This is a genomic window from Frigoribacterium sp. CFBP 8754 (assembly GCF_014841815.1).
In the GTDB taxonomy this organism is placed as follows: Bacteria; Actinomycetota; Actinomycetes; order Actinomycetales; family Microbacteriaceae; genus Frigoribacterium; species Frigoribacterium endophyticum.
Genome location: NZ_JACYUO010000002.1, coordinates 492303 through 514693 on the forward strand (window position 1 = coordinate 492303; position 22391 = coordinate 514693).

At 74.4% G+C, this 22391-nt stretch carries 16 protein-coding genes; 7 read left to right on the top strand and 9 right to left on the bottom strand.

What is annotated here, in order from left to right; translation table 11 throughout:
• The first annotated feature begins 226 nt into the window (after positions 1-226).
• Entirely contained in the window at positions 227-1159 is a 933-nt protein-coding gene (locus tag IFT72_RS08775) for a type IV toxin-antitoxin system AbiEi family antitoxin domain-containing protein (protein WP_192046165.1), read from the top strand.
• A 189-nt stretch (positions 1160-1348) separates the two neighbouring features.
• Here the strand turns inward: IFT72_RS08775 and rsmI are convergent, their stop codons facing one another.
• Positions 1349-2179, bottom strand: coding sequence for a 16S rRNA (cytidine(1402)-2'-O)-methyltransferase (gene rsmI / locus IFT72_RS08780; RefSeq protein ID WP_192046166.1), 831 nt, complete (start codon positions 2177-2179; stop codon positions 1349-1351).
• Positions 2180-2236: 57 nt separating this feature from the next.
• Between rsmI and IFT72_RS08785 the strand changes: the two genes are divergently transcribed.
• The 5 genes from IFT72_RS08785 (at position 2237) to IFT72_RS08805 (ending at position 7473) form a co-directional block, all read left to right on the top strand.
• Positions 2237-3940: a dolichyl-phosphate-mannose--protein mannosyltransferase gene (locus tag IFT72_RS08785; protein ID WP_192046167.1), complete on the top strand. Its 1704-nt coding sequence runs from the start codon at positions 2237-2239 to the stop codon at positions 3938-3940.
• Positions 3931-4341 carry a hypothetical protein gene (locus IFT72_RS08790; protein WP_192046168.1) on the top strand — a complete coding sequence of 137 codons (411 nt, stop codon included), beginning with the start codon at positions 3931-3933 and terminating at the stop codon, positions 4339-4341. Before IFT72_RS08785 ends, IFT72_RS08790 begins: the two co-directional genes overlap by 10 nt.
• Before the next feature lie 122 nt (positions 4342-4463).
• Positions 4464-5762 (top strand): O-acetylhomoserine aminocarboxypropyltransferase/cysteine synthase family protein, encoded by a 1299-nt coding sequence (locus IFT72_RS08795; protein WP_056056753.1) that lies wholly within the window; start codon positions 4464-4466, stop codon positions 5760-5762.
• The gene (locus IFT72_RS08800) at positions 5759-6322 is read left to right on the top strand and encodes a CoA-binding protein (protein ID WP_056056755.1); all 564 of its coding nucleotides are present in this window, start codon (positions 5759-5761) and stop codon (positions 6320-6322) included. Before IFT72_RS08795 ends, IFT72_RS08800 begins: the two co-directional genes overlap by 4 nt.
• A 275-nt stretch (positions 6323-6597) precedes the next feature.
• Positions 6598-7473, top strand: a complete 876-nt coding sequence (locus IFT72_RS08805) for a sulfurtransferase (protein ID WP_056058947.1) — start codon at positions 6598-6600, stop codon at positions 7471-7473.
• Between the two features lie 106 nt (positions 7474-7579).
• Here IFT72_RS08805 and IFT72_RS08810 read toward each other — a convergent pair whose 3' ends face one another.
• From IFT72_RS08810 to IFT72_RS08845, 8 genes are all read right to left on the bottom strand, one after another.
• Entirely contained in the window at positions 7580-9595 is a 2016-nt protein-coding gene (locus tag IFT72_RS08810; protein ID WP_192046169.1) for a thioredoxin domain-containing protein, read from the bottom strand.
• Between the two features lie 196 nt (positions 9596-9791).
• On the bottom strand, positions 9792-10982 hold the full coding sequence (locus IFT72_RS08815) for a bifunctional 2-methylcitrate synthase/citrate synthase (RefSeq protein ID WP_192046170.1): 1191 nt from the start codon (positions 10980-10982) through the stop codon (positions 9792-9794).
• A gap of 123 nt (positions 10983-11105) precedes the next feature.
• Positions 11106-12008 (bottom strand): methylisocitrate lyase, encoded by a 903-nt coding sequence (prpB, locus tag IFT72_RS08820; RefSeq protein ID WP_192046171.1) that lies wholly within the window; start codon positions 12006-12008, stop codon positions 11106-11108.
• Complete coding sequence (locus IFT72_RS08825; RefSeq protein WP_192046360.1) at positions 12008-13540, bottom strand: MmgE/PrpD family protein; 1533 nt, start codon at positions 13538-13540, stop codon at positions 12008-12010. The genes prpB and IFT72_RS08825 overlap by 1 nt, the downstream gene beginning before the upstream one ends.
• A gap of 13 nt (positions 13541-13553) precedes the next feature.
• Positions 13554-14603: a DMT family transporter gene (locus tag IFT72_RS16500; RefSeq protein WP_192046172.1), complete on the bottom strand. Its 1050-nt coding sequence runs from the start codon at positions 14601-14603 to the stop codon at positions 13554-13556.
• Between the two features lie 90 nt (positions 14604-14693).
• Positions 14694-16421, bottom strand: a complete 1728-nt coding sequence (locus IFT72_RS08835; RefSeq protein WP_192046173.1) for a long-chain fatty acid--CoA ligase — start codon at positions 16419-16421, stop codon at positions 14694-14696.
• Positions 16422-16540: 119 nt separating this feature from the next.
• Complete coding sequence (locus IFT72_RS08840; protein WP_192046174.1) at positions 16541-17014, bottom strand: helix-turn-helix transcriptional regulator; 474 nt, start codon at positions 17012-17014, stop codon at positions 16541-16543.
• A gap of 763 nt (positions 17015-17777) precedes the next feature.
• Entirely contained in the window at positions 17778-18287 is a 510-nt protein-coding gene (locus tag IFT72_RS08845) for a hypothetical protein (protein ID WP_192046175.1), read from the bottom strand.
• Positions 18288-18425: 138 nt separating this feature from the next.
• Between IFT72_RS08845 and hrpA the strand changes: the two genes are divergently transcribed.
• Positions 18426-22346 carry an ATP-dependent RNA helicase HrpA gene (hrpA, locus tag IFT72_RS08850; RefSeq protein WP_192046176.1) on the top strand — a complete coding sequence of 1307 codons (3921 nt, stop codon included), beginning with the start codon at positions 18426-18428 and terminating at the stop codon, positions 22344-22346.
• Positions 22347-22391: the final 45 nt, after the last annotated feature.

A 22391-nucleotide genomic window follows, 5' to 3' on the forward strand; every position in this document is an offset into this window, starting at 1 on the left:
CTCCTCAGGGCAGGTGCCGGGCCTCGGCGGCGCGCTCTCCTCGCCTCGCCGGCTGCGGCGGGTCGTCGTCCTCGTGGGCGGGTGCGCGACGACCCGCCCACCAGGACACGGACCCGCCGCACCTGCGCTCGACGGCGTCCCTCCCCAGGACTCGGGAGCGCCGGTCCCTCCGCAGCCCCACGGAAGGACGCCAGGGAGTCGCGGGTCGTCTCCGAGGATCACCTCCGTGGACCCCTCAGACCTGGTCATCGCGACCTCCCGCCAACTCGCCCGTCGCGGCGTCGACCGCAACGCGCAGAGCCGACTCACCCGGAGGGGCGTGCTCGTCCGGGTCGCCCCGGGGGCCTACCTCGAGGGAGACGTCTGGGAGGCTCTGGACACGAGGGGCAGGTTCGTCGCCCGGGCGCGCGCCGTCGTGGCCACCCGCCCCCGAGAACTCGTGGTGAGCCACCGCTCGGCGGCCGTCCTCTTCGGGCTGCCCGTCGTCGGCGGGCTCCCCGACCGGCTCGACGCGCTCCGCACCGAGGTGTCGGGCGGCCGGTCGGAGGCCAGCATCCGGGCGCACCGCTCGACGCTGCCCTGCGACCCCGTGCCGATCGGCGACTTCTGGCTGACGCCCCTGGCACGGACGCTCGTCGACGTCGCCCTCGCGCACTCCTTGATCGTCTCCGTGCCGATGATCGACCACGCCCTCCTCCACGGGATGGTCGAGCTCGACGAGCTGTCGGACGAGCTGGAGCGGCGCCCCCGCCATCCTGGCGCGCGGCGGGCGAGATCCGCGCTGGGGCTGGGCACCCCGCTCTCGCAGTCGCCGCTCGAGTCGCTCGTCCAGGTCAGGTGCTTCGAGGGCGGCTGGCGTCGCCCCGAGCAGCAGGTGCGCCTCCGGCTGCTGACGGGTCGCCGGGCCGAGGTCGACTGCCTGTGGCGCGAGCTGCCGGGGTCGATCGGGCCCGGCCTGGTGCTCGAGGCGGACGGCCGGTACAAGTACGGGCCGGACGCCGAGCTCATGACCGGAGACGAGCACTGGGACGAGAAGGTCCGGGAGGACGATCTCCGGGAGCAGGGGTACGACTTCCGCCGCCCGACCTGGGACCGGGTCTGGAACAGGGCCGCGTTCGAGGCGATGATGCGCGGGACCACCGTGCCGCGGGACTGGTGAGCCGCGGTGAACGCTCGCTGTCGGCCATGGTCGGCGGGTCGACGTCCTCCCCGGCGGTGCAGCACGAACCGTGCGGCGGGTTCGTGTCCCTGTGGGCGGGCGGGCGCTCGCCCGCCCAGGAGGACACCAACCCGCCGCACTGGACAGGCCGGGCCGGCCGGGCGGGGGGCGCCGCGCCCCGGGGGGAGGTCAGGAGGGGCGGGGGGCCCGGGCGCCGAGGGCGGCCTGGTAGAGGTCGCGGCGGGAGAGGCCGGTGGCGGCGGCCACGTCGGCGGAGGCCTCCTTGAGGCGGGCGCCGTCGGCGACGAGCGCCTGCACCTGCGCGAGCCCGGCGGCGAGGTCGAACTCGCGCTCGGGGGCGCCCTCGACCACGACGCAGATCTCGCCGCGCACGCCGTCGGCCGCCCAGGCGGCGAGGTCGGCGGCCGACCCGCGCCGCACCTCCTCGTGCATCTTCGTCAGCTCGCGGCAGACGACGACGCGGCGGTCGGCGCCGAGGGCGGTCGCGACGTCGCCGAGCGAGTCGGCGAGACGGTGCGGCGACTCGAAGAACACCATCGTGCGGCGCTCGTCGACGAGGGCGCCGAGCACCCGCAGCCTGTCGCCCTGCTTGCGCGGCAGGAACCCCTCGAAGCTGAAGCGGTCGGTGGGCAGGCCCGACACGGCGAGCGCCATCAGCACCGCCGAGGGGCCGGGCAGCGCGGTGACCGTGACGCCGGCGGCGGCGGCGGCCTCGACGAGGGGGAACCCGGGGTCGCTGATGGCGGGCATCCCGGCGTCGGTCAGCACCAGGACGTCGGAGGCGCGGGCCAGCTCCACGAGCTCGCCCGCCTTCTCGCGCTCGTTGTGCTCGTGCAGGGCGATGAGCCGCGGGCGGTTCTCGACGCCGAGGGCGCGCATGAGGTGGATGGCCGTGCGGGTGTCCTCCGCGGCGATCACCTCGGCGTTGCGGAGGGCCTCGACGAGACGCGTCGAGGCGTCGCCGAGGTTGCCGATGGGGGTCGCGGCGAGAACGATCACCCGGTCATTCTCCCCCGGCGCGACGGAGCCGCTCGACGCGCCGAATACGATGGCCCGATGACGACCCCGGGCGAGCGCGAGTTCGACGCGCTCCTCGAGGCCGAGGGCGCGCCTCCCCGGGGCCCTGACGGCCTCGCGCAGGGCTCCGCCCCGGGCCTGGGCGAGGCCGGCGAGACCGCCCCGCCGCCGGCGCACGCCCCGCGCCTCACCCGCGTCGACGCCTGGTGGGGCCGGCTGCTCTCGACCCCCGGCCGTCGCACCGCCTGGCGCTGGGGCGGCCCGATCGGCGTCACCGTGCTCGCGGCCCTGCTGCGGCTCTGGCACCTCGGGGTGCCCGGCACGCTCGTCTTCGACGAGACCTACTACGTCAAGGACGCGTGGACCCTCCACGAGCTCGGCTACGAGGGCTCGTGGCCGACCGACTACGACGCCTCGTTCGCGGCGGGCGGCGCCGACGGGTTCCTGACCAGCCCCTCCTTCGTCGCGCACCCCCCGCTCGGCAAGTGGCTCATCTCGCTCGGCATGGCCGCCCTCGGCCCCGGCGACCCGGCGGGCTGGCGGCTCAGCACGGCGATCGCGGGCGTGCTCGCGGTGGCCCTCGTCGCCCTCATCGGCACGGTGCTGCTGCGCTCGACGCTCGTCGGCACGATCGCCGGCTTCCTGATGGCGATCGACGGCCACGCGATCGTGATGTCGCGGGTCTCGCTGCTCGACAACTTCGTCATGCTGTTCGGGCTGCTGGCCTTCGGCGCCGTCCTGCTCGACCGGCGACAGAGCGCCGGCCGTCTCGAGGCCTGGCTGGCGAGGAGGCGCGGTGCCGGTCGGGACACCGCCTGGGGCCCTGCCCTGTGGTCGCGCCCCTGGCTCGTCACCGCGGGGCTGATGTGCGGCCTCGCGACGGCCGTCAAGTGGAACGGCCTCTACTTCCTGGCCGTGTTCGCCGTCTACACCGTCGTCGTCGACGTGCTGGCCCGACGCCGGGCCGGCGTCGAGTTCTGGCTGTCGGGCACCCTCTTCAAGCAGGCGCCGGTGAGCTTCCTCCTCACGGTGCCGATCGCCGTCGTGGCGTACCTGGTGAGCTGGACGGGCTGGTTCGTCACCGGCGGCGGGTACTACCGCGACTGGGTGCAGGAGACCGGCGAGCGCTGGACGGGCGGACTGGCCTGGGTGCCTGACGTCGTGCAGAACTTCTGGCACTACGAGGCCGGTGTCTACGCCTTCAACGTCGGGCTGCAGACGCCGCACGACTACCAGGCGAACCCGTTCACCTGGCTGCTGATGCTCCGGCCGACGAGCATGTACTACCAGGGCACCGACCTCGGGCAGGCCGGCTGCGACGTCGCCCGCTGCGGCGAGGCGATCACCTCGATCGCGAACCCGCTGATCTGGTACGCCGCGGTCGCGGCCTGCCTCTACCTGCTCTGGCGGGTGGTGCGGCACCGCGAGTGGCGGCACGGGGCGATCCTCGTCGGCATCGCGGCGGGCTACCTGCCGTGGCTGGCGTTCTCCGGCCGCACGGTGTTCCAGTTCTACACGATCGCCTTCGAGCCCTACCTCCTGCTCGGCCTCGCCGCGGTGATCGGACTGCTGTTGGGGCGCCGCACCGACGACCTCGACCGTCGCCGCCGCGGCCTCTCGATCACGGCGGGCTTCCTCGTGCTGGCCGTCGCCGTGTCGGTCTGGTGGTACCCGATGTGGACGGCCCAGCAGATGGACTGGGAGTGGATCCGCCTGCACTACTGGATCCCGTCGTGGAAGTAGGCGGCGCCTCCCCCGCCCCCGAGACCTGGTCGAAGCCACCGGCCGGGCCGAGCCCCTCCGGCCGGGCCGCCCGCCGTCGCCTGGCCGCCGCCCGCTGCGAGGCCTGCGGCCACACGTGGACGGCACACCCGGGGGCGCACGAGCCGGTGGTCACGCGCTGCCTCGAGTGCGCCGCGCAGGGCGACGGTGACGCGGCCGACCCCGACGCCGATGTCGAGGCCGACGCCGCCGCGGACGTCGAGCCGTGTCGCCGCAGGGTCCCGCGCCGAGTCCTCCGCCGCGCGTCGGCGCGGAGCCTCGAGAGCTCGGCGCCCTGGCACGTCAAGGCCGCCCACCGGGTCAAGCAGGTCCTGGGCGAGGCCATCGAGGCCGTCGTGGACGGGCTCACGAACCCCTTCTGACCCGTCGCCCGTCCCTCCCCACCCGTCGCCCGTCCCTCCCCACCCGCCGGAGGCGCGGGTCGACTGTGAAGTTCTGTGACCTCCCAGCCGGGGCCGTCAGGGGCAGCGGCTAGCGTGGCCCCATGGCAGATCGTGAGTACGGCTTCCGCACGCGGGCTATCCACGCGGGCAACATCCCCGACGCGGCGACGGGCGCCCGCGCCCTCCCCATCTACCAGTCGAGCGCCTTCGTCTTCGACGACACCGACGACGCCGCGGCTCGCTTCGCCCTGCAGAAGTACGGCAACATCTACAGCCGCCTGGCGAACCCGACCACCGCCTCCTTCGAGGAGCGCATCGCCAGCCTGGAGGGCGGCCTCGGGGCCGTGGCCACCTCGAGCGGGCTGAGCGCGCAGTTCATCACCTTCGCGAGCCTCGCGGGCGCCGGCGACCACATCGTGGCGAGCGCCAACCTGTACGGCGGGTCGATCACGCAGCTCGACGTCACGCTGCGCCGGTTCGGCGTCGAGACGACGTTCGTGCAGTCGAGCGAGCCGGCCGACTACGCCGCCGCGATCACGCCCGCGACGAAGCTGCTCTTCGTCGAGACCGTCGCCAACCCCTCCGGCGAGATCGCCGACCTCGAGGGCCTCGCCGAGGTCGCGCACGCCGCGGGCATCCCCCTCATCGTCGACTCGACCATCGCGACCCCCTATCTGAACCGCCCGATCGAGTGGGGCGCCGACGTGGTGATCCACTCGGCCACGAAGTTCCTCGGCGGGCACGGCACCACCCTCGGCGGCGTCGTCGTCGAGTCGGGCCGCTTCGCGTGGGACACCGAGAGGTTCCCGCTCTTCGACCAGCCGGTGGCGAGCTACGGCGGGCTGAACTGGTCGGGCAACTTCGGCGAGTACGCCTTCCTCACGCGCCTCCGTGCCGAGCAGCTGCGCGACATCGGGCCGGCGCTCGCCCCGCACTCGGCGTTCCTCCTCGCCCAGGGCGTCGAGACCCTGCCGTACCGGATGCGCGCCCACGTCGACAACGCCCGTCAGGTCGCCGAGTGGCTCGACGCCGACCCCCGCATCGAGCGGGTGCGCTGGGCCGGCCTGCCCGAGCACCCGCACCACGAGCGGGCGGCGAAGTACCTGCCCGAGGGGCCCGGCTCGGTCTTCACGTTCGAGCTCGCGGGCGGCCGCGCCGCCGGCAAGACCTTCATCGAGTCGGTCGAGCTCGCCAGCCACCTCGCCAACATCGGCGACGCCAAGACGCTCGTGATCCACCCCGGGTCGACCACCCACGCGCAGCTCAGCGAGCAGCAGCTGGTCGACGCCGGCGTGCTGCCCGGCTCGGTGCGCATCAGCGTCGGCATCGAGGACCCCGCCGACATCATCGACGACCTCGACCAGGCGCTGACCGCAGCCAGCAAGGGAGACCGGTCATGACCGACACCGTCACGACGCAGTTGACCAACGGGCTCACCTGCGAGCTGCCGTCGAGCTCGCCGCTCGCGAAGCTGTTGAAGTCGCAGCGCACCTGGGTCGGGCCGACCGCGAAGGAGCGCCAGGCGATCCTCCGCGAGGCGAAGTCCGTCGCGATCGTGGGCGCGTCGCCCAACGCCACCCGCTCCTCCTACTTCGTCGGCACGTACCTGCAGCAGTCCAGCGACCTGCGCGTGTACTTCGTCAACCCGAACGCCGACACGATCCTCGGCGAGAAGGCCTACCCCGACCTGGCGTCGCTGCCCGAGGTGCCCGACATCGTCGACGTGTTCCGCAAGGCGAGCGACATCGCGTCGGTGGTCGACGACGTCGTGGCGAGCGGCGCCCGCACGATCTGGGTGCAGCTGGGGATCTACGACGAGGAGGCCGCGCGGTACGGCGAGGAGAAGGGCCTCACCGTCGTCATGGACCGCTGCATCAAGGTCGAGCACGCCCGCTTCAACGGCGGGCTGAACCTGATGGGCTTCGACACGGGCGTCATCTCGTCGCGTCGGTCGCGCTGACCCTGGTGCCCCGCGGGGGCTCGAGGAGTTCGCCCCCGGCCTCGACGCCGACCTGCTCGAGCTGATCCAGGCCACCGCCGAGCTCGAGCTGCAGGACATCGAGAGCTTCTCCGGCCCGACCGGGAAGTAGTCGCTCGCCCGGGCCGACCTGCGGGAGTCGCGGGTCGGCTCGGTCGTTCCGCCGGCGGGAGCCGCGGGTCGGCCCGGTCGCGATCGTGACGCGCCGTGAAGGCGCGCCCTGGCCGATGACAGGGGTCGGCAGTACCGTGGCCCGCATGCCTCCCGTGCTGACCTCCCCCCTCGTCTCGAGCCAGTGGCTCGCCGACCACATCGGGGCCGACGAGATGGTGGTCGTCGACGCGTCGGTCGTCTCCGTCGCCGGCCCCGACGGGCGGCCCAGCGGCCGCTTCGTCACCGGGCACGAGCAGTACCTCGTCGGCGGCCACGTGCCCGGCGCCGTCTTCGGCGACCTCGTCAGCGAGCTCAGCGACCACCGGGCCGACCTGCCCTTCACCCGCCCCGACGCCGAGCGCTTCGAGGCGGCGGTGGGCGCGCTCGGCATCACCAACGAGACCACCGTCGTGGTCTACGACTCGTCGGTCGGCCTCTGGGCCGCACGACTCTGGTGGCTGTTCCGTGCCTTCGGCTACGACGACGTCGCCGTGCTCGACGGCGGCTTCACGACGTGGCAGCGCGAGCAGCGCCCGATCGACGTCGGCCACGTCGAGCCGCAGCCCGCGCTCTTCCTCGCCGACGAGCGTCCCGAGCTCTGGGTCGACAAGGCCTACGTCGAGGCCGTCGTGCACGGCGACGAGCAGGCCGCTCTCGTCTGCGGCTCTCCCCGCGCCGAGTTCGCCGGCCACGAGGGCCGTCGCCCGCGGCTCGGCCACATCCCGGGCAGCGTGAACGCGCCCGCCGACGAGCTCGTCGCCGACGACCGGCGCTTCGCCAGCCCCGCGCAGCTCCGAGCCCTGCTCGCTCCCGCCCTCGGCGCCGACCGCGTCGTCGTCTACTGCGGCCAGGGCATCGCGGCCAGCGCCGACGCGTTGGCGCTCACCCTCGTCGGCGAGCGGAACGTCGCGCTGTACGACGGGTCGCTCACCGAGTGGGCCGCCGACGGCGACGCCCCGCTCACGACGCTCGCCGCCTGAGCGGGGGCCTCACCCGACCGCCACCGCGCGTCTGACCGCCGAGTGGTCACGAACTGTCGTTCCCGCGCGCGGGAGGAGCCGATCGTGACCACTCGGCGCCGCCGGCCTAGAGCTGCTCGGCGAGCTCGCGGTCGAGCTCCTCGATGCCCGTGACGGGCAGGCGGCAGACGAAGTCGTGGCAGAGGTACGCGGTCACGTGGCCGCGCACCGCCCGACGACCGGCGAACAGCTCCAAGCCGGCGTCGGCGAGCGCCTCGGCGGCGTCCTCCCCGACGACGCCGACGAGCACGCCGGGTCCGAGGGTGCGCCGCGCCCGCTCCCCGAGGTCGAACGCGGGCACCAGCGTCGTCGTGTCCTCGACAGCCGCCGCGTCCGCGCCCGCGTCCGCACCCGCCACGACGGCGGGCTCGACGACGACCAGCTGCGTCGACGGCGCGGCGAGCTCGGCGAGCAGGGCGAACGTGGTGCCGAACGCGACGGGAGCGTCGAGGGCCCGGGCCGCGCCGGGGGCGACGGCGCGCTCCGCGGCGGACCGCCACCGCGCCTCCCCCGTCATCCGGTGCAGGGTGAGGGCGGCGGTCGCCGTGGCGCTGAGCCCGGAGGGGTAGGCCCCCTCGGAGGGGTCGGCCGCCAACGCCGTGCCGTGGCCGCGCAGCACCGGGTCGGCCCCCTCGGGCGCGGCGAACGGGACCGCGGCTGCGGGGTCGTCGACGAGGGTTCGCTCGAGCAGCTCGCGGGCCGCGACCGCGTAGCGCGGCAGGCCCGTCGCGAGCGTCAGCTGCAGCAGCCCCTCGGCGAACATGCCGTGGTCCTCGAGGGTCGCGACGGCCGTCGAGACGCCGGACCCGGTGGAGGCGCGGAGCAGCCGCCCGTCGCGGGTCACGTGCTCGTCGAGCAGCAGGTCGGCCGCCGCCCGGGCCGCCGCGACCCACTCGGGCCGGTCGTGCCGCGCGCCGGCCTCGGCCAGGGCGGCGATGGCGAGCCCGTTCCACCCGGTCAGCACCTTCTCGTCGACGGGCGGGGCCTCGTGCCGGCGGCGCTCCTCGGCGTCGAGGGCGTACCAGCCGCCCTCCACCCGGCGGCCGTCGATCGTGCTCTCCGAGTCCTGGGCGGAGGCGAACGCCCCGCGCGGGGTCCGCAGCCGACCGAGCAGCACGTCGGCGATGCCCGTGGCGACCGACAGCGGGTCGGGAGCGGTGCGGGCGGCGGCGGCCGCGCCTCCCGCGGGCTGCTCCGCCGACGACGACGTCTCTTCGACCAGGCCCGGCTCGAGCAGGGCCAGGCGCGAGTACGCCGTCAGCAGCAGCGCGTTGTCGTAGAGCATGCGCTCGTAGTGCGGATCGTGCCAGTCGCGCCGGGTCGAGTAGCGGAAGAACCCGCCCTCGACGGGGTCGCGCAACGGCGACGCGGCCATCGCCCGCAGGGTCCGCGAGACGAGGGCCAGGGCGGCCCGGTCTCCCCCGGCGCCCAGGCCGAGCAGGGCCAGCTGCGCCGGCGCGACCGGGAACTTCGGCGCGCCGCCGAAGCCGCCGTGCTCGACGTCCTCCGCCGCGCCGACCCGGGCGGCCGCGTGCCGGAGCGCCTCGGTCGACGGCAGCGGCGCGTGCGCGGCCGGAGGCGCGGGCTGGGCCGCGAGGGCCGCCGCCACGCCGCGGGCGGTCGCGTCCACCTCACCGCGACGGGACGTCCAGGCCTCGGTGACGGCGTCGAGCACCTGCCGGAAGGCCGGGTGCCCCTGCACCGGCTGCGGCGGGAAGTAGGTGCCCGCGAAGAACGTGCGGCCCTCGGGCGTCGCGAAGACGGTGAGGGGCCAGCCGAGCTGCTCGGTGAAGGCCGAGGCGGCGGCGAGGTAGCTCGAGTCGACGTCGGGGTGCTCCTCGCGGTCGACCTTGACGGCGACGAAGCTCTCGTTGAGGTGCGCGGCGAGCTCGGGGTCGCTGAAGCTCTCGCGGGCCATCACGTGGCACCAGTGGCAGGTCGCGTAGCCGATCGAGACGAGCACGGGCACGTCGCGGCGGGCGGCCTCGTCGAAGGCCTCCTGGCCCCAGGGCCACCAGTCGACGGGGTTGTCGGCGTGCGAGCGCAGGTACGGGCTGACGGCGTCGGCGAGTCGGTTCGTCATGTGCCCCACGCTAGGCGCGTGCGGGCGGGGCGTCCCGCCGCGGCCGCCTCTCGCTCGCCGGAACCACCGACTGATCAAAGAACCACCCAACGACGTGGTTGTTTGATCAGTCGGTGGTGTCGGGGCGGCGGAACCGCCGGGATCGACGGCGACGGCGAAAGCAGCCGCAGCAGCGGCGGGGAGGGGGACGGACTGCCTACGCTCGCGCCGGGACGGCTCGCTGCGCGGGCCCGTCGTAGTGCGACAGCGGCCGGATCAGCGAGTTCGCCTCCCGCTGCTCGATCACGTGGGCGCTCCAGCCCAGCACCCGGGCCGCGACGAACAGCGGCGTGAAGACCGGGGTCTCGAAGCCCATCAAGTGGTAGGCGAAGCCCGACGGCCAGTCGACGTTCGGCTTCAGCCCCTTGCGGTCGAGCACGCCCGCGGCCAGCGCGTCGTACACCGCGGCGAGCTCGTCGACCCGGGTGTCGCCGGAGGCGCGGGCACGGTCGACGAGGCCGGCCAGCGCCTCCTCCATGGTCGGCACGCGGCTGTCGCCGTCCTTGTAGACGCGGTGCCCGAAACCCATGATCTTCTCCCGGCGGGCGAGCGCGGCGTCGAGCCAGGCGAGGGCGCCGTCGGCCCCGCCGTCGTCGGCGACCCGTTCGAGCAGCTCGAGGGCGGCCTCGTTCGCCCCGCCGTGCAGGGGGCCCTTGAGCGCCCCGACCGCCGCGACGAGCGCGGAGTGCAGGTCGGAGAGCGTCGAGGCCACCACGCGCGCGGTGAAGGTCGACGCGTTGAACGAGTGCTCGGCGTAGAGCACCATCGAGGTGTCGAGGGCCCGCACGTCGACCTCGTCGGGCTCGCGGCCGAAGACGCGGTGGAGGAGGTCCGCCGACCAGCCGAGGTCGTCGCGCGGGGGCACCGGAGGCAGGTCGTGGCGGCGCCGCTGGTCGTAGGCGATCACGCCGGGCAGCGCCGCGAAGACCCTCGTCGCGAGGCGCCGCGCGGCGGCCGGGTCGTGCACGCCAGGGGCGGTGCTCGGCTCGGGCTCGGCGGCGCCCAGGGCGCTGAGGGCGGTGCGGACGACGTCCATCGGGTGCGCCGAGGTGGGGATGAGGTCGATGACGTGCTGCAGCCCGGGCGCGAGCGGCCGCGCGGCCCGGAGCTCGGCGTCGAAGGCGACGCGCTGCTCGGGGGTCGGCAGCTCGCCGTGCAGCAGGAGGTGGGCGACGTCCTCGACGTCGCAGCGGGCCGCGAGCTCCTGCACGGGGTAGCCGCGGTAGAGCAGCGACCCGCTCGTCGGGTCGACGGACGACACGGCCGTCCGGTCGACCACCACCCCGGCGAGGCCCTTGTGCAGCTCGGGGGCGGACGCCGCCGCGGGGGCGGTGAGGGTGTCGCTCATGGTCACTCCTTCGTGAGGTGAGGCGGTGCCGGCGACGGTGCCGGCGACGGTGCGGTGGTGCGGTGCTGCAGGTGCTGCGGTGCGGTGGTGGTGTGCTGCGGTGGGCGGGCGCTGCCGCGGCGCTCAGCGCTCGACGGTGAAGTCGAACACGTCGCCGTCGAAGGCCGAGTAGCCCTCGTAGTCGATCAGGTCGTACAGGTCGGCGCGGTGCTGCATCCGGTCGAGGAGGCGCGCCTGGGTGCCCCTCTCGGCCAGCTCGTCCAGGCCGCGGGACGCCTCGCCCATCGCGAGGCGCAGCAGGCTCACGGGCCAGATGACGATCCGCACCCCGGCGTCGCGCAGCTCGTCGACGGTGTGCAGCCGCCCCTTGCCGAACTCGGTCATGTTGGCGAGCACGGGCACGTCGACCGCGGAGGCCACGGCCTCGAACTCGGCGAGCCCGGTGAGCGCCTCGGGGAAGACCGCGTCGGCCCCCGCGTCGACGAGGGCACGCACCCGGTCGACGGCGACGTCGAGCCCCTCGAGCGCCCGGACGTCGGTGCGCGCCATGACCAGGAAGTCGGGGTCGCGACGCCCCTCGACCGCCGCCCGCACGCGCTTCACGGCCGTGTCGAGGTCGACGACCTGCTTGCCGTCGAGGTGGCCGCACCGTTTGGGGTTCACCTGGTCCTCGACGTGCAGGCCCGCGACTCCCGCGTCCTCCAGGGTCTGCACGGTGCGCGCCGCGTTCATGGGCTCGCCGAAGCCCGTGTCGGCGTCGACGAGCGTCGGCAGGTCGGTCATGCGCGCGATCTGGCCGGCCCGCTGGGCGACCTCGGTGAGGGTGGTGAGGCCGATGTCGGGCAGGCCGAGGTCGGCGGCGACGACCGCGCCCGAGACGTAGACGCCCTCGAAGCCCTTGCGCTCGATCAGGCGTGCGCTGAGCGGGTTGAACGCCCCGGGCAGCCGTAGCACCTCGTCGGTGCCGCGCAGCCGCTCGCGGAACAGCCGCCGCTTCTCGGCCGGGGCCAGCGTCGAGTACAGCATCAGAACAGCCCCTCGGGCGACGCGGCGTCGACCTCGCGCAGGCTGCCCTCCGGCGGCGTCACGGTGAGCCCGGCGAGCTCGTCGGGGCGCAGGCTCCGGAGTCGCGGGGCCAGCTCCAGGAACCGCTCGACCTCCTCGTCGGCGAGCACCCCCTCGGCGAGCGTGCGGAACTTGCGCACGTAGTCGGCCCGGGCGAACGGCCGCGCGCCGAGCGGGTGCGCGTCGGCCACGGCGATCTCGTCGACGAGGCTCGACCCGTCGACGAACTCGACCTCGATGCGCCCGCCGAACGCCTTCTCGGCGGGGTCGACGGAGTGGTACCGCCTCGTCCACTCGGCGTCCTCGGCGGTGCTGATGCGACTCCACAGCTCCACGGTGTCGGGGCGCTGCGCGCGCTCGGGCGCGTAGCTGCGCTCGTGGTGCCACGCGCCGTCCTGCAGGGCGACGGCGACGATGTAGGGGATGGAGTGGTCGAGCGTCTCGCGGCTGGCCCGCGGGTCGTACTTCTGCGGATCGCCCGCGCCCGAGCCGATGACGACGTGCGTGTGGTGGCTCGTGTGCAGCACGATGCGCCGCACGGCCGCGGGGTCGCGCAGCTCGGGCCGCTCACGGCCGAGACGGCGGGCGAGGTCGATCCAGGCCTGCGCCTGGTACTCGGCGCTGTGCTCCTTCGTGTAGCTGTCGAGGATGGCCCGCTTCGACTCGCCCGGGGCCGGCAGCGGCACGCTGTACCGGGCCTCGGGGCCGTCGAGGAGGCGCGCGATCACGCCGTCCTCGCCCTCCCAGATCGGGCTGGGGCTCGTCTGGCCGCGGAGCGCGCGGTCGATCGCCTCGACCGCCTGCTTGCCCGCGAAGGCCGGGGCGTAGGCCTTCCAGGTCGAGATGAGGCCCTTGCGCGACTGCCGCGTCGCGGTCGTCGTGTGCAGCGCCTGGGCGATGGCCTGGGCGGTGGTCTCGACGTCGAGGCCGAGCAGGGCTCCGATGCCGCCGGCCGCGCTCGGGCCGAGGTGGGCGACGTGGTCGATCTTGTGGGCGTGCAGGCTGATCGCTCGGGTCAGGTCGATCTGCAGCTCGTAGCCGGCCACCAGGCCGCGGAGCAGCTGCTCGCCCGTGGCGCCGACGTGCTGGGCGACGGCGAGCACGGGCGGCACGTTGTCGCCGGGGTGCGAGTACTCGGCGGCGAGGAAGGTGTCGTGGAAGTCGAGCTCGCGCACGGCCACGCCGTTCGCCCAGGCGGCCCACTCGGGCTGGACCCGCCGGTCGGGGTCGAGGCCGACGACGGTCGCGCCCTCGTGGCGGGCCGACCGGTGCTGCAGCCGCGCCGCGGCCTGGGCCCGGGCGGCGACGACGGGTGCGCGGTGCAGGCTCGCGGCGGCGACGGCCGCGTTGTCGATCACGCGGTTGACGACCATCTCGGCGACGTCGTCGTCGACGGCGACCGGGTCGACCGCGACCGCGGCGAGGCGGTGGGCCAGCTCGTCGCGCCGCGCGAGCGGGTCGTCGGACCGGTGGACGTGCACGTCGTTGAGCATCACGACGCTCACTCTAGGCGTCGGGCACCGGGGCCTGTCGAGGGGTCGCGGGCGGGGCGGGCGGGGTCGCGGGAGGCGCGGGCGGGGTCGCGGGAGGCGCGGGCGGGGCTCCGGGCGCGGCCCGCCCCGCCCGCGGCCCCGTGACGACCGCCACGACGCCGACGAGCACCAGCGCGAGGCCCAGCCAGCCGAGCGGCGTCAGGCGCTCGCCCACGACGACGACCGCGAGCAGGGTGGCGACGACGGGCTCGAGCAGCGTGACGGTGGTCGCGCGGGAGCTCGACACCGTGCGGAGCCCGCGGCCGAAGAGCAGGTACGCGATGAACATCGGGCCCAGGGCGAGGTACGCGTGCACGCCGACCGATGTCGCCGACTGCACGATCGACCCGCCCGTCGCGAGCAGCACCGGCACCAGCAGCACGGCCCCGACGCCGAACTGGGCGGCCATGGCGCCCCGCGACGGGTGCCCCTGCTGGATGAGCCGGCCGGCGGTGTAGGTGTAGGCCGCGTAGGCGAGGCCCGCGAGCAGGCCGAGGGCGACGCCGCCCACGAGGCCGGCGCCCGGGGCGAGGGCCTCGCGGGGGTCGGGCCCCGCCCCGGCGACGACCGCGACGTCGGTCGGCGGCTCGGCGTGGCCGACGCTCGCGAGGAGCGCCACGCCCACGACGGCGGCCCCGGCGGAGGCGAGCCAGCGCCGCTCGAGGGGGCGGCGCCGGGCGGGCGGGTCGAGCAGCCGCTCGAGCAGCGCGGCGAACAGGGGCGCCGTGCCGAGCGAGACGACGTTGCCGACGGCGACGCCGGCGAGCGACATCGAGCTGTAGAACGCGAGGGGGTAGACGGCGACCCCGACGGCTCCGGGGGCGATCCAGCGCCAGCTGCCCGCGCCTCCTCGGAGCACCGCCGCGGCGAGGCGCGGGGCCGTGAGTGCCAGCAGGAGGCCGCCGACCGTCATGGTGGCGGCCCCCGTCGCCAGCGGGCTGACCGTCCCGCCGACGAGGCTCGCGGCCGTGCCGGTCGTGCCCCAGAGCAGGGCGGCGAGGACGATGGCGATCACCGTCGTCATCGTAGGGCGCGGGCACCGCGAGGGTCTGCCCGTGACGCCGTGGCGCAGGGGCGTGCGGAGCGCCGCCCCCGGACGGCGGGGGCGCGGCTGTCAGGAGGCGCGGGTCGGCTCCTCCTCCGCGCTGAACCGGTCGACGAGGGCACGCTTGAGCACCTTGCCGCTGGGGCCGATCGGCAGGGCGTCGAGCACGTGGACGACCCGCGGGAACTTGTACGCGGCGATCTCGTCGGAGACGTGGGCGATCAGCTGCTCGGGGGTGGCCGTGGCGCCGGGGCGGAGCACCACCGCCGCCTCGATCTCCTGCCCGTGCACCGCGTGCGGCACGCCGAACACGGCCGCCATGGCGACGTCGGGGTGGGTGGCGAGCACCTCCTCGACCTGCCGCGGGTACACGTTGTAGCCGTTGCGGATGATCATGTCCTTCGTGCGGTCGACGATCGTGAGGTAGCCGTCGTCGTCCTTCGTGCCGAGGTCGCCGGTGCGGAACCAGCCGTCGACGATGGCCGCGGCCGTGTCGTCGGGGCGGTTCAGGTACCCGTTCATCAGGTTGTGGCCGCGGATCACGAGCTCGCCGATCTCGCCGTGCGGCAGCAGGACGATCGCGTCGGCGGAGCCCGGGTCGGCGATCTCGACGTCGACGCCCCAGATCGGCGTGCCGATCGTGCCGGGGCGTGGCGGGCGGCCGACGTGGTTGAAGGTGGCGACCGGGGAGGTCTCGGTGAGGCCGTACCCCTCGTGGATCGCAGCGTCGAAGACGGCCTGGAAGCGCTCGAGGACGGCGAGCGGCAGGGAGGCGCCGCCCGAGATCGCGTACCGGAGCGCCGGTCGTGCCTCGGTGCGCGTCGCGGCGTCGAGCAGCGCCATGTACATCGTCGGGACGCCCATGAAGATCTCGCAGCCGTGCTCGACCATGGCCGCGAGCGCGCCGTCGCCGTCGAACTTCGGCAGCATGACGATCGTGGCCCCGGCCCGGAATCCGGTGTTCATCGTGCAGGTCTGCCCGAAGGTGTGGAAGAGCGGGAGCGCCCCGAGCAGCACGTCGCCGCGGGTCATGTCGAAGGTCGTCATGAGGTTGGTGTTCACCTGCTCGAGCAGGGCGAAGTGCGAGCCCTCGGCCCCCTTGGGCTGGCCCGTCGTGCCGCTCGTGTAGAGGATGGTGGCGGTGTCGAACGGGTCGCGGGGCACGTAGGTGTCGAGCGGCTCGCTCGCCTCGGCGAGCGCCTCGAGGCGGTCGTGCCCGGTGCCGTGCGGGTCGACGGACGAGGGAGGCGCCAGCACGGTCACGACGTCGACCCCGGCGAGCGCGGCGCCGGCGGCGCCCTCGGCGAGCAGCGGCGCGGCGCAGACGAGCATCGTCGCCCCGCTGTCGCGGAGCACGTACTCGATCTCGTGCTGCTTGAGCAGCGCGTGGACGGGCACCGCGACGGCGCCGAGGGCGAGGGTCGCGTAGTAGACGCGGGGGAAGTCGGCGACGTTGGGAACGAGCATCGCGACACGGGAGCCCTCGGTGACGCCCTTGGCGCGGAGCGCGCCGGCGTAGGCGAGGGTCTGCGCCCACAGCTCGGCGTAGGTGGTCCGCTGGTCGCCGACGATGACGGCGACGTCGTCGGGGAACCGCCGCGCCGACTCGGCGAGGACAGCGGCGACGGAGGCGGTGGCGCGGGTGGGTGCGGTGCTCCGGTCGCCCGGGGCGCCGGGGCCGGGGCGGGCCCCGGTGTCGGAGCCGGGGCTCGGGCTCGGGCTGGTGCTGGTGCCGGTGCCGGTGCCGGTGCCGGTGCCGGTGCTGGTGCTGGCCGGGGTCTCCGTGGTGCTGGTCATGGGTGGTCTCCGTCTCCGTTGACGTGCGAGTTCCTCGGATCATACGTCTGCATCCGTCCACCGCAGGGGCGAGTGTCAGGTGGCCGGCGAGGTGCCTCAGGTGAGGCTCGCCGGCCTCGTCAGGTGAGGCCGGCACCGCCGTCCGTCTCCTCGGCCCACTCGCTCCGGCCGACGCCCCGCCGGGCGAGGTCGCGGGCACCGCGTCCCTGACGCAGACGAGCGGGGCGGTGGTGCACGTCGTCGAGCAGAGGTGCGCCGTGGCGGGCTCCGACGTCGGTGGTGAACGCCGTGGGAGGGAGCGACGCGGTGAAGCCGAGCTCGCGGAGCGGCTGGTGCTCGTCCCACACGCCCCGCAGCCCCGAGAGCGCGGCGTCGACGCGGTCGAGCCAGTCGGGGCGCAGGGCGTGCCAGCGGGTCGGGCCGTCGACGACGACGTCGGTGAAGCCGGCGCGGCGCAGGGTGACGAGGTGCCGCGAGACGGCCGACCACCCGATGCCGAGGGCTTCGTGAGCGAGCGAGGCGAGGTCGCCGGAGCTGTGCTCGCCGACGCAGAGCTGCTCGATGATCCACACCTCGACCGGGTCGGCCAGCACCTCGAACGGAGTCCGCGAGCGCCGCCAGCTCGGAGCCCGCTGCGCCTGCTCCCGCCCGCGGCCCCGGCCCCGGCCCCGGCCCCGCTCCTGCTCGGCGCCGAGCTCCCCCGCCGCCGCCTCCGTCGGGAGCCCGTCGTGCCCCGAGGAGAAGTCGCCCGCCAGAAAAGCCGATCCACTCCAGAGTGGAGCAGCCCCCTCCGGCTGCCCCCACGACCGCGCTCCCTCCTCCCCCGCTCCTCCACTCCAGAGTGGAGCAGCCCCCTCGGGCGTAGTGGGCTCCGCGGGGGATGCTCCCGTCGCACCTCCACTCCAGAGTGGAAGACGAACCCCCGACTCACGCTGCGGGTCAGACCCCGCTGCCTCACTCCCGAGGGGAGGAACCTGCTCCGGCCCCTCGTCGGTGCCAGGACCCACGTCCTCGGCTGCTCCACTCCAGAGTGGAGCAGCACCCTCAGGCCCCTCGTCAACGCCCAGACCCATGTCCTCCGCTGCTCCACTCCAGAGTGGATCGACGTTCTCGGCGACCGACTCCGCCGTGCTCACCCGAGCCACCTCCGCGTCCGCACGGCCGGCCGCCGCCGCCCCCGCTCCTCCACTCCAGAGTGGATCGACGTTCTCGGCGACCGACTCCGGGCGCAGCCGCTCGTCGGCCGCCCCGGCCGCCCCGGCCGCCCCGGCCGCCGCGGCCGCCCCGGCCGCCGCGCAGGCGACGTCGCGGCCGGCGTCACGGCCGACGGCGCGACCCATCGCAGCCTCGCTCACGTCACACCCCCTCGGGGCGCGGGTGACCGAAGGGCAGGCCCAGCGTCCCCTCGGCGACACGGCGGGCGTGCCGCCGCCCGGCAGGCGAGAGCCGGAAGGCCTCGGCCACGGCCCGACGTGCCTCCGCGGTGCTGCGCGTCGCCCAGGCCGCGTCGATCGCGGCGACCGCGTCGGTCGCCTGCTCCGAGTCGCCGGCCTCGTCGAGGGCCCGCAGCACGTCGACCACGCTGTCGAAGGCCGCCGCCAGCTCGTCGTGCGTGCAGCCCCGCCACGCCGGCTCGGCTCCGCCCCCCTCGACCCGCATCGCGAACCCCGCGTCGACCATCGAGGCCAGCCGCGACGTCACCGCCTCCTCCGTCGTGTCGAGACGGTCCAGGGCCCCGGTGACCAGCGCCTCCCGCGAGACCGCCCCGCCGCCGCCCCCTCCCTCGGCGAGCAGGTCGAGCAGGTAGACGCCCACGGGGTCCGTGGCGATGACGAGGGGAGCAGAGGCGAGACCGGTGACGTTCATGGGGCGAGCGTGCCGCGGCGGCCGACCCGCGACTCCTGCCCCTCGACCGGCCCGGGGAGGACGCCCACGGCGAACGACCTGGGGAGGGCTGGCCGCGAGCCCCCGTCCACAGCCCCCGCGGCTTACCATGGGGGGCTCATGTCTGCCGCTCCCCTGCCTCCGCTCACGATCTCCTACCCCGCCGAGCTGCCCGTCAGCCAGCGGCGCGACGACATCGCCGCCGCGATCCGCGACCACCAGGTCGTGATCGTCGCCGGCTCGACCGGCTCCGGCAAGACCACGCAGCTGCCCAAGATCTGCCTCGAGCTCGGCCGCACCAGCATCGGCCACACGCAGCCCCGACGCATCGCCGCCCGCACCATCAGCGAGCGCATCGCCGAGGAGCTCGGCCAGGAGGTCGGCGGGCTCGTCGGCTACCAGGTGCGCTTCACCGACAAGGTGTCGAGCGACACGAAGATCAAGCTGATGACGGACGGGATCCTGCTCAACGAGATCCACTTCGACCGTGACCTGAAGCGCTACGACACGATCATCATCGACGAGGCGCACGAGCGCAGCCTCACCATCGACTTCCTGCTCGGCTACCTCAAGCAGCTGCTGCCCCGCCGCCCCGACCTCAAGCTGATCATCACCAGCGCCACCATCGACCCCGAGTCGTTCTCGGCGCACTTCGACGGCGCCCCCATCGTCGAGGTCTCCGGCCGCACCTACCCCGTCGAGATCCGCTACCGGCCGCTCGTCGCCGACGACGCGGCCAGCACGCGCGGCGATGACGACGACGACCTCGACGAGCTCGACGAGGCCCCGCCGCGCCGCGCCGCCGCGCCCGCACGCTCCCCACAGAAGAACGCCCCCGCGCCCGCGAGGGCGGACGACAAGGACTACCTCCAGGGCATCAACGAGGCCCTCGACGAGCTCGCCCGCGAGTCGAGCGGCGACGTGCTCGTCTTCCTCAGCGGCGAGAACGAGATCCGCGACGCGGAGGACGCCATCCGGGGCCGGAACCTCCCGCACACCGAGGTGCTCCCCCTCTACGGCCGGCTCAGCGCCGCCGACCAGCACCGCGTCTTCCAGCCCAGCACCACCGCCGGCACGAGACGCCGCATCGTCCTCGCGACGAACGTCGCCGAGACCAGCCTCACCGTGCCCGGCATCAAGTACGTCGTCGACGCCGGCACCGCCCGCATCAGCCGCTACTCCACGCGCGCCAAGGTGCAGCGCCTCCCCATCGAGGCCATCTCGCAGGCGAGCGCGAACCAGCGCTCCGGGCGCTCCGGGCGCACGAGCAGCGGCATCGCGATCCGTCTCTACAGCGAGACCGACTTCGAGAAGCGGCCCGAGTTCACCGAGCCCGAGATCCTCCGCACGAACCTCGCCGCCGTCATCCTGCAGATGATCTCGCTCGGGCTCGGCGACATCGCGGCCTTCCCCTTCCTGCAGCCGCCGGACTCCCGGGGCATCAAGGACGGCCTCGACCTCCTCCGCGAGCTCGGCGCCGTCACGCAGGGCGGTCAGATCACGCGCGTCGGCAAGCAGCTGACCCGCCTGCCGATCGACCCCCGCCTCGCCCGCATGGTGGTCGAGTCGAAGACGCAGGGCACCACGCGCGAGGTCATCGCGATCGTCGCGGCCCTCAGCATCCAGGACCCCCGCGAGCGCCCCCTCGAGCGCCGCGCGCAGGCCGACGAGAAGCACTCGCGCTTCCGCGACCCCAAGGGCGACTTCCTCACCCTGCTCAACCTCTTCGACTACTTGGAGGACAAGCAGAAGGAGCTCAGCGGCAACGCGTTCAAGCGCCTCTGCCGCGACGAGTTCCTCAACTACCTCCGCGTGCGCGAGTGGCAGGACGTCTTCCGCCAGCTCTCCCGCGCCGCCCGGCCGCTCGGCCTGCACGTCGGCGAGCGCAGCGCGAACCCCGACGGGGTGCACCGCAGCCTGCTCGCGGGGCTGCTCAGCCAGATCGGCCTGTTCGACCCGCAGAAGAAGGACTACGTCGGCGCCCGCCAGACGCGCTTCGTGCTCTTCCCCGGCAGCTCGCTCGCGAAGAAGCCGCCGGTCGCGATCATGAGCGCCGAGCTCGTCGAGACGAGCCGGCTGTTCGCCCGCGTCGCGGGGGTCATCGACCCGGCCTGGGCCGAGCCGCTCGCGCCCGACCTCGTGAAGAAGAGCTACGGCGAGCCGCACTGGGAGAAGAAGCAGGGCGCCGTCGTCGCCTACGAGCGCGTGACGCTCTACGGCGTGCCGATCGTGCCCCGCCGCCGCATCCAGTTCTCGCGCATCGACCCGGGCTATGCCCGCGAGCTGTTCATCCGGCACGCGCTGGTCGAGGGCGACTGGGAGAGCCGTCAGGCGTTCGAGGCGAAGAACCAGCAGCTGATCCGCGAGCTGACCGAGGTCGAGGAGCGCACCCGCCGCCGCGACATCCTCGTGGACGGCGACGCCGCGTTCGAGTTCTTCCAGCGGCGCATCCCCGCCGACGTCACGAGCACCCGCGACTTCGAGGGCTGGTGGCGCACGGCGAAGCAGCAGACCCCCGACCTCCTCACCATGACCGCCGCCGACCTGCTCGGCGACGACGAGCCCGACGTCGACGAGGCGGGCTTCCCGAGCACGTGGCGGCAGGGCGACCAGACGCTGACCCTGCGCTACAAGTTCGAGCCGGGGGCCGACGACGACGGCGTCACGGTGGTCGTCCCCCTGCCGCTGCTGGCGCGCCTCCGCCCGGTCGGCTTCGACTGGCAGGTGCCGGGGCTCCGCGACGAGCTGGTCACGGCGCTGATCAAGTCGCTGCCGAAGCAGATCCGCAAGAACGTCGTGCCCGCCGCCGACTGGGCGTCGAAGATCACCGCCGAGCTGCCCGCCGAGCCGCCGGCCGACGTCGACGAGCCGTTCACCGCGACCGTCGCCACCGTCATCCGCACGCTCACCTACACGCCCGTGGCCGTCGACGACTTCGACCTCGAGCGCGTGCCCGCGCACCTCCGGGTCAGCTACGCCGTCGTCGACGAGCGCGGCCGCACGGTCGGCGTCGACAAGCGGCTCGACGTGCTCCAGGAGCGCCTCAGCGACGACATGCGCGAGAGCGTCGCCCGCGTCACCCAGGGCCAGGGCGAAGGAGGCGCGGGTCGCTCCCGACGCGGCCGCGGCGGCCCGCAGGCGGTCGCCTCGGGCGCCCCCGCGGCGAACGCCATCGAGCGCTCCGGCATCACCAGCTGGGACTTCGACGAGCTGCCGACCGTCGTCGACACGAAGCACGGCGACACCGTCATCCGCGCGTACCCGGCGCTGGTCGACGAGGGCACCTCGGTGGCGATCCGCCTGATGGCGACCCCTGCCGACCAGGCGCTCGAGACGCCCCGCGGTGTCCGCCGGCTGCTCATGCTCGCCGTGCCGAGCCCGGTGGCCTACGTGCAGCAGCACCTGACGGCGCCCGAGAAGCTCATCCTCGCCACGAGCCCGTACCAGAACACCGCCGCGCTCTTCGCGGACTGCCTCGTGGCCGTCGTCGACGACGTGCTGCACCGGGTCAAGCCGGACGGCCAGCTGTACACGAAGAAGGAGTTCCTCACCGTGCGCGACCGGGTCTCGGCCGCCGTCATGGACTCGATGTTCCAGACCGTGTCGCTCGTGGCCCGCACCCTCACGGCGGCGCGCGACGCCGACAAGGCGATGAAGGCGGCGACGAACATGTCGCTGCTGGCCGCCCTCACCGACATGCGGCAGCAGCGCGAGCGGCTGATCTACCCGGGCTTCGTCTCCGCGACCGGGCTGCAGCAGCTGCAGCGCGTGCCCGTCTACCTCGTCGGCGTCACGCGCCGCACGGCGAAGCTGCTCGAGGCGCCGGCGCGCGACCGGGCCTGGCTCACCGAGGTGCAGCAGGCGACGGAGCGGTACGAGGCCGCGGGCGGCACCTTCCCGCCCGCCGCCACCGCGCCTCCGGCACTCGTCCGCGCCCGGTGGCTGCTCGAGGAGTTCCGTGTCAGCCTCTTCGCGCAGGACCTCCGGCCGAGCGAGAGCGTCTCGCTGCAGCGCATCGTTAAGGTGCTCGCCTCGGCCTGACCGCCCCCGCCCGGGCCCCGGGCGGGGGCGCGCGCGGCCCCCGCA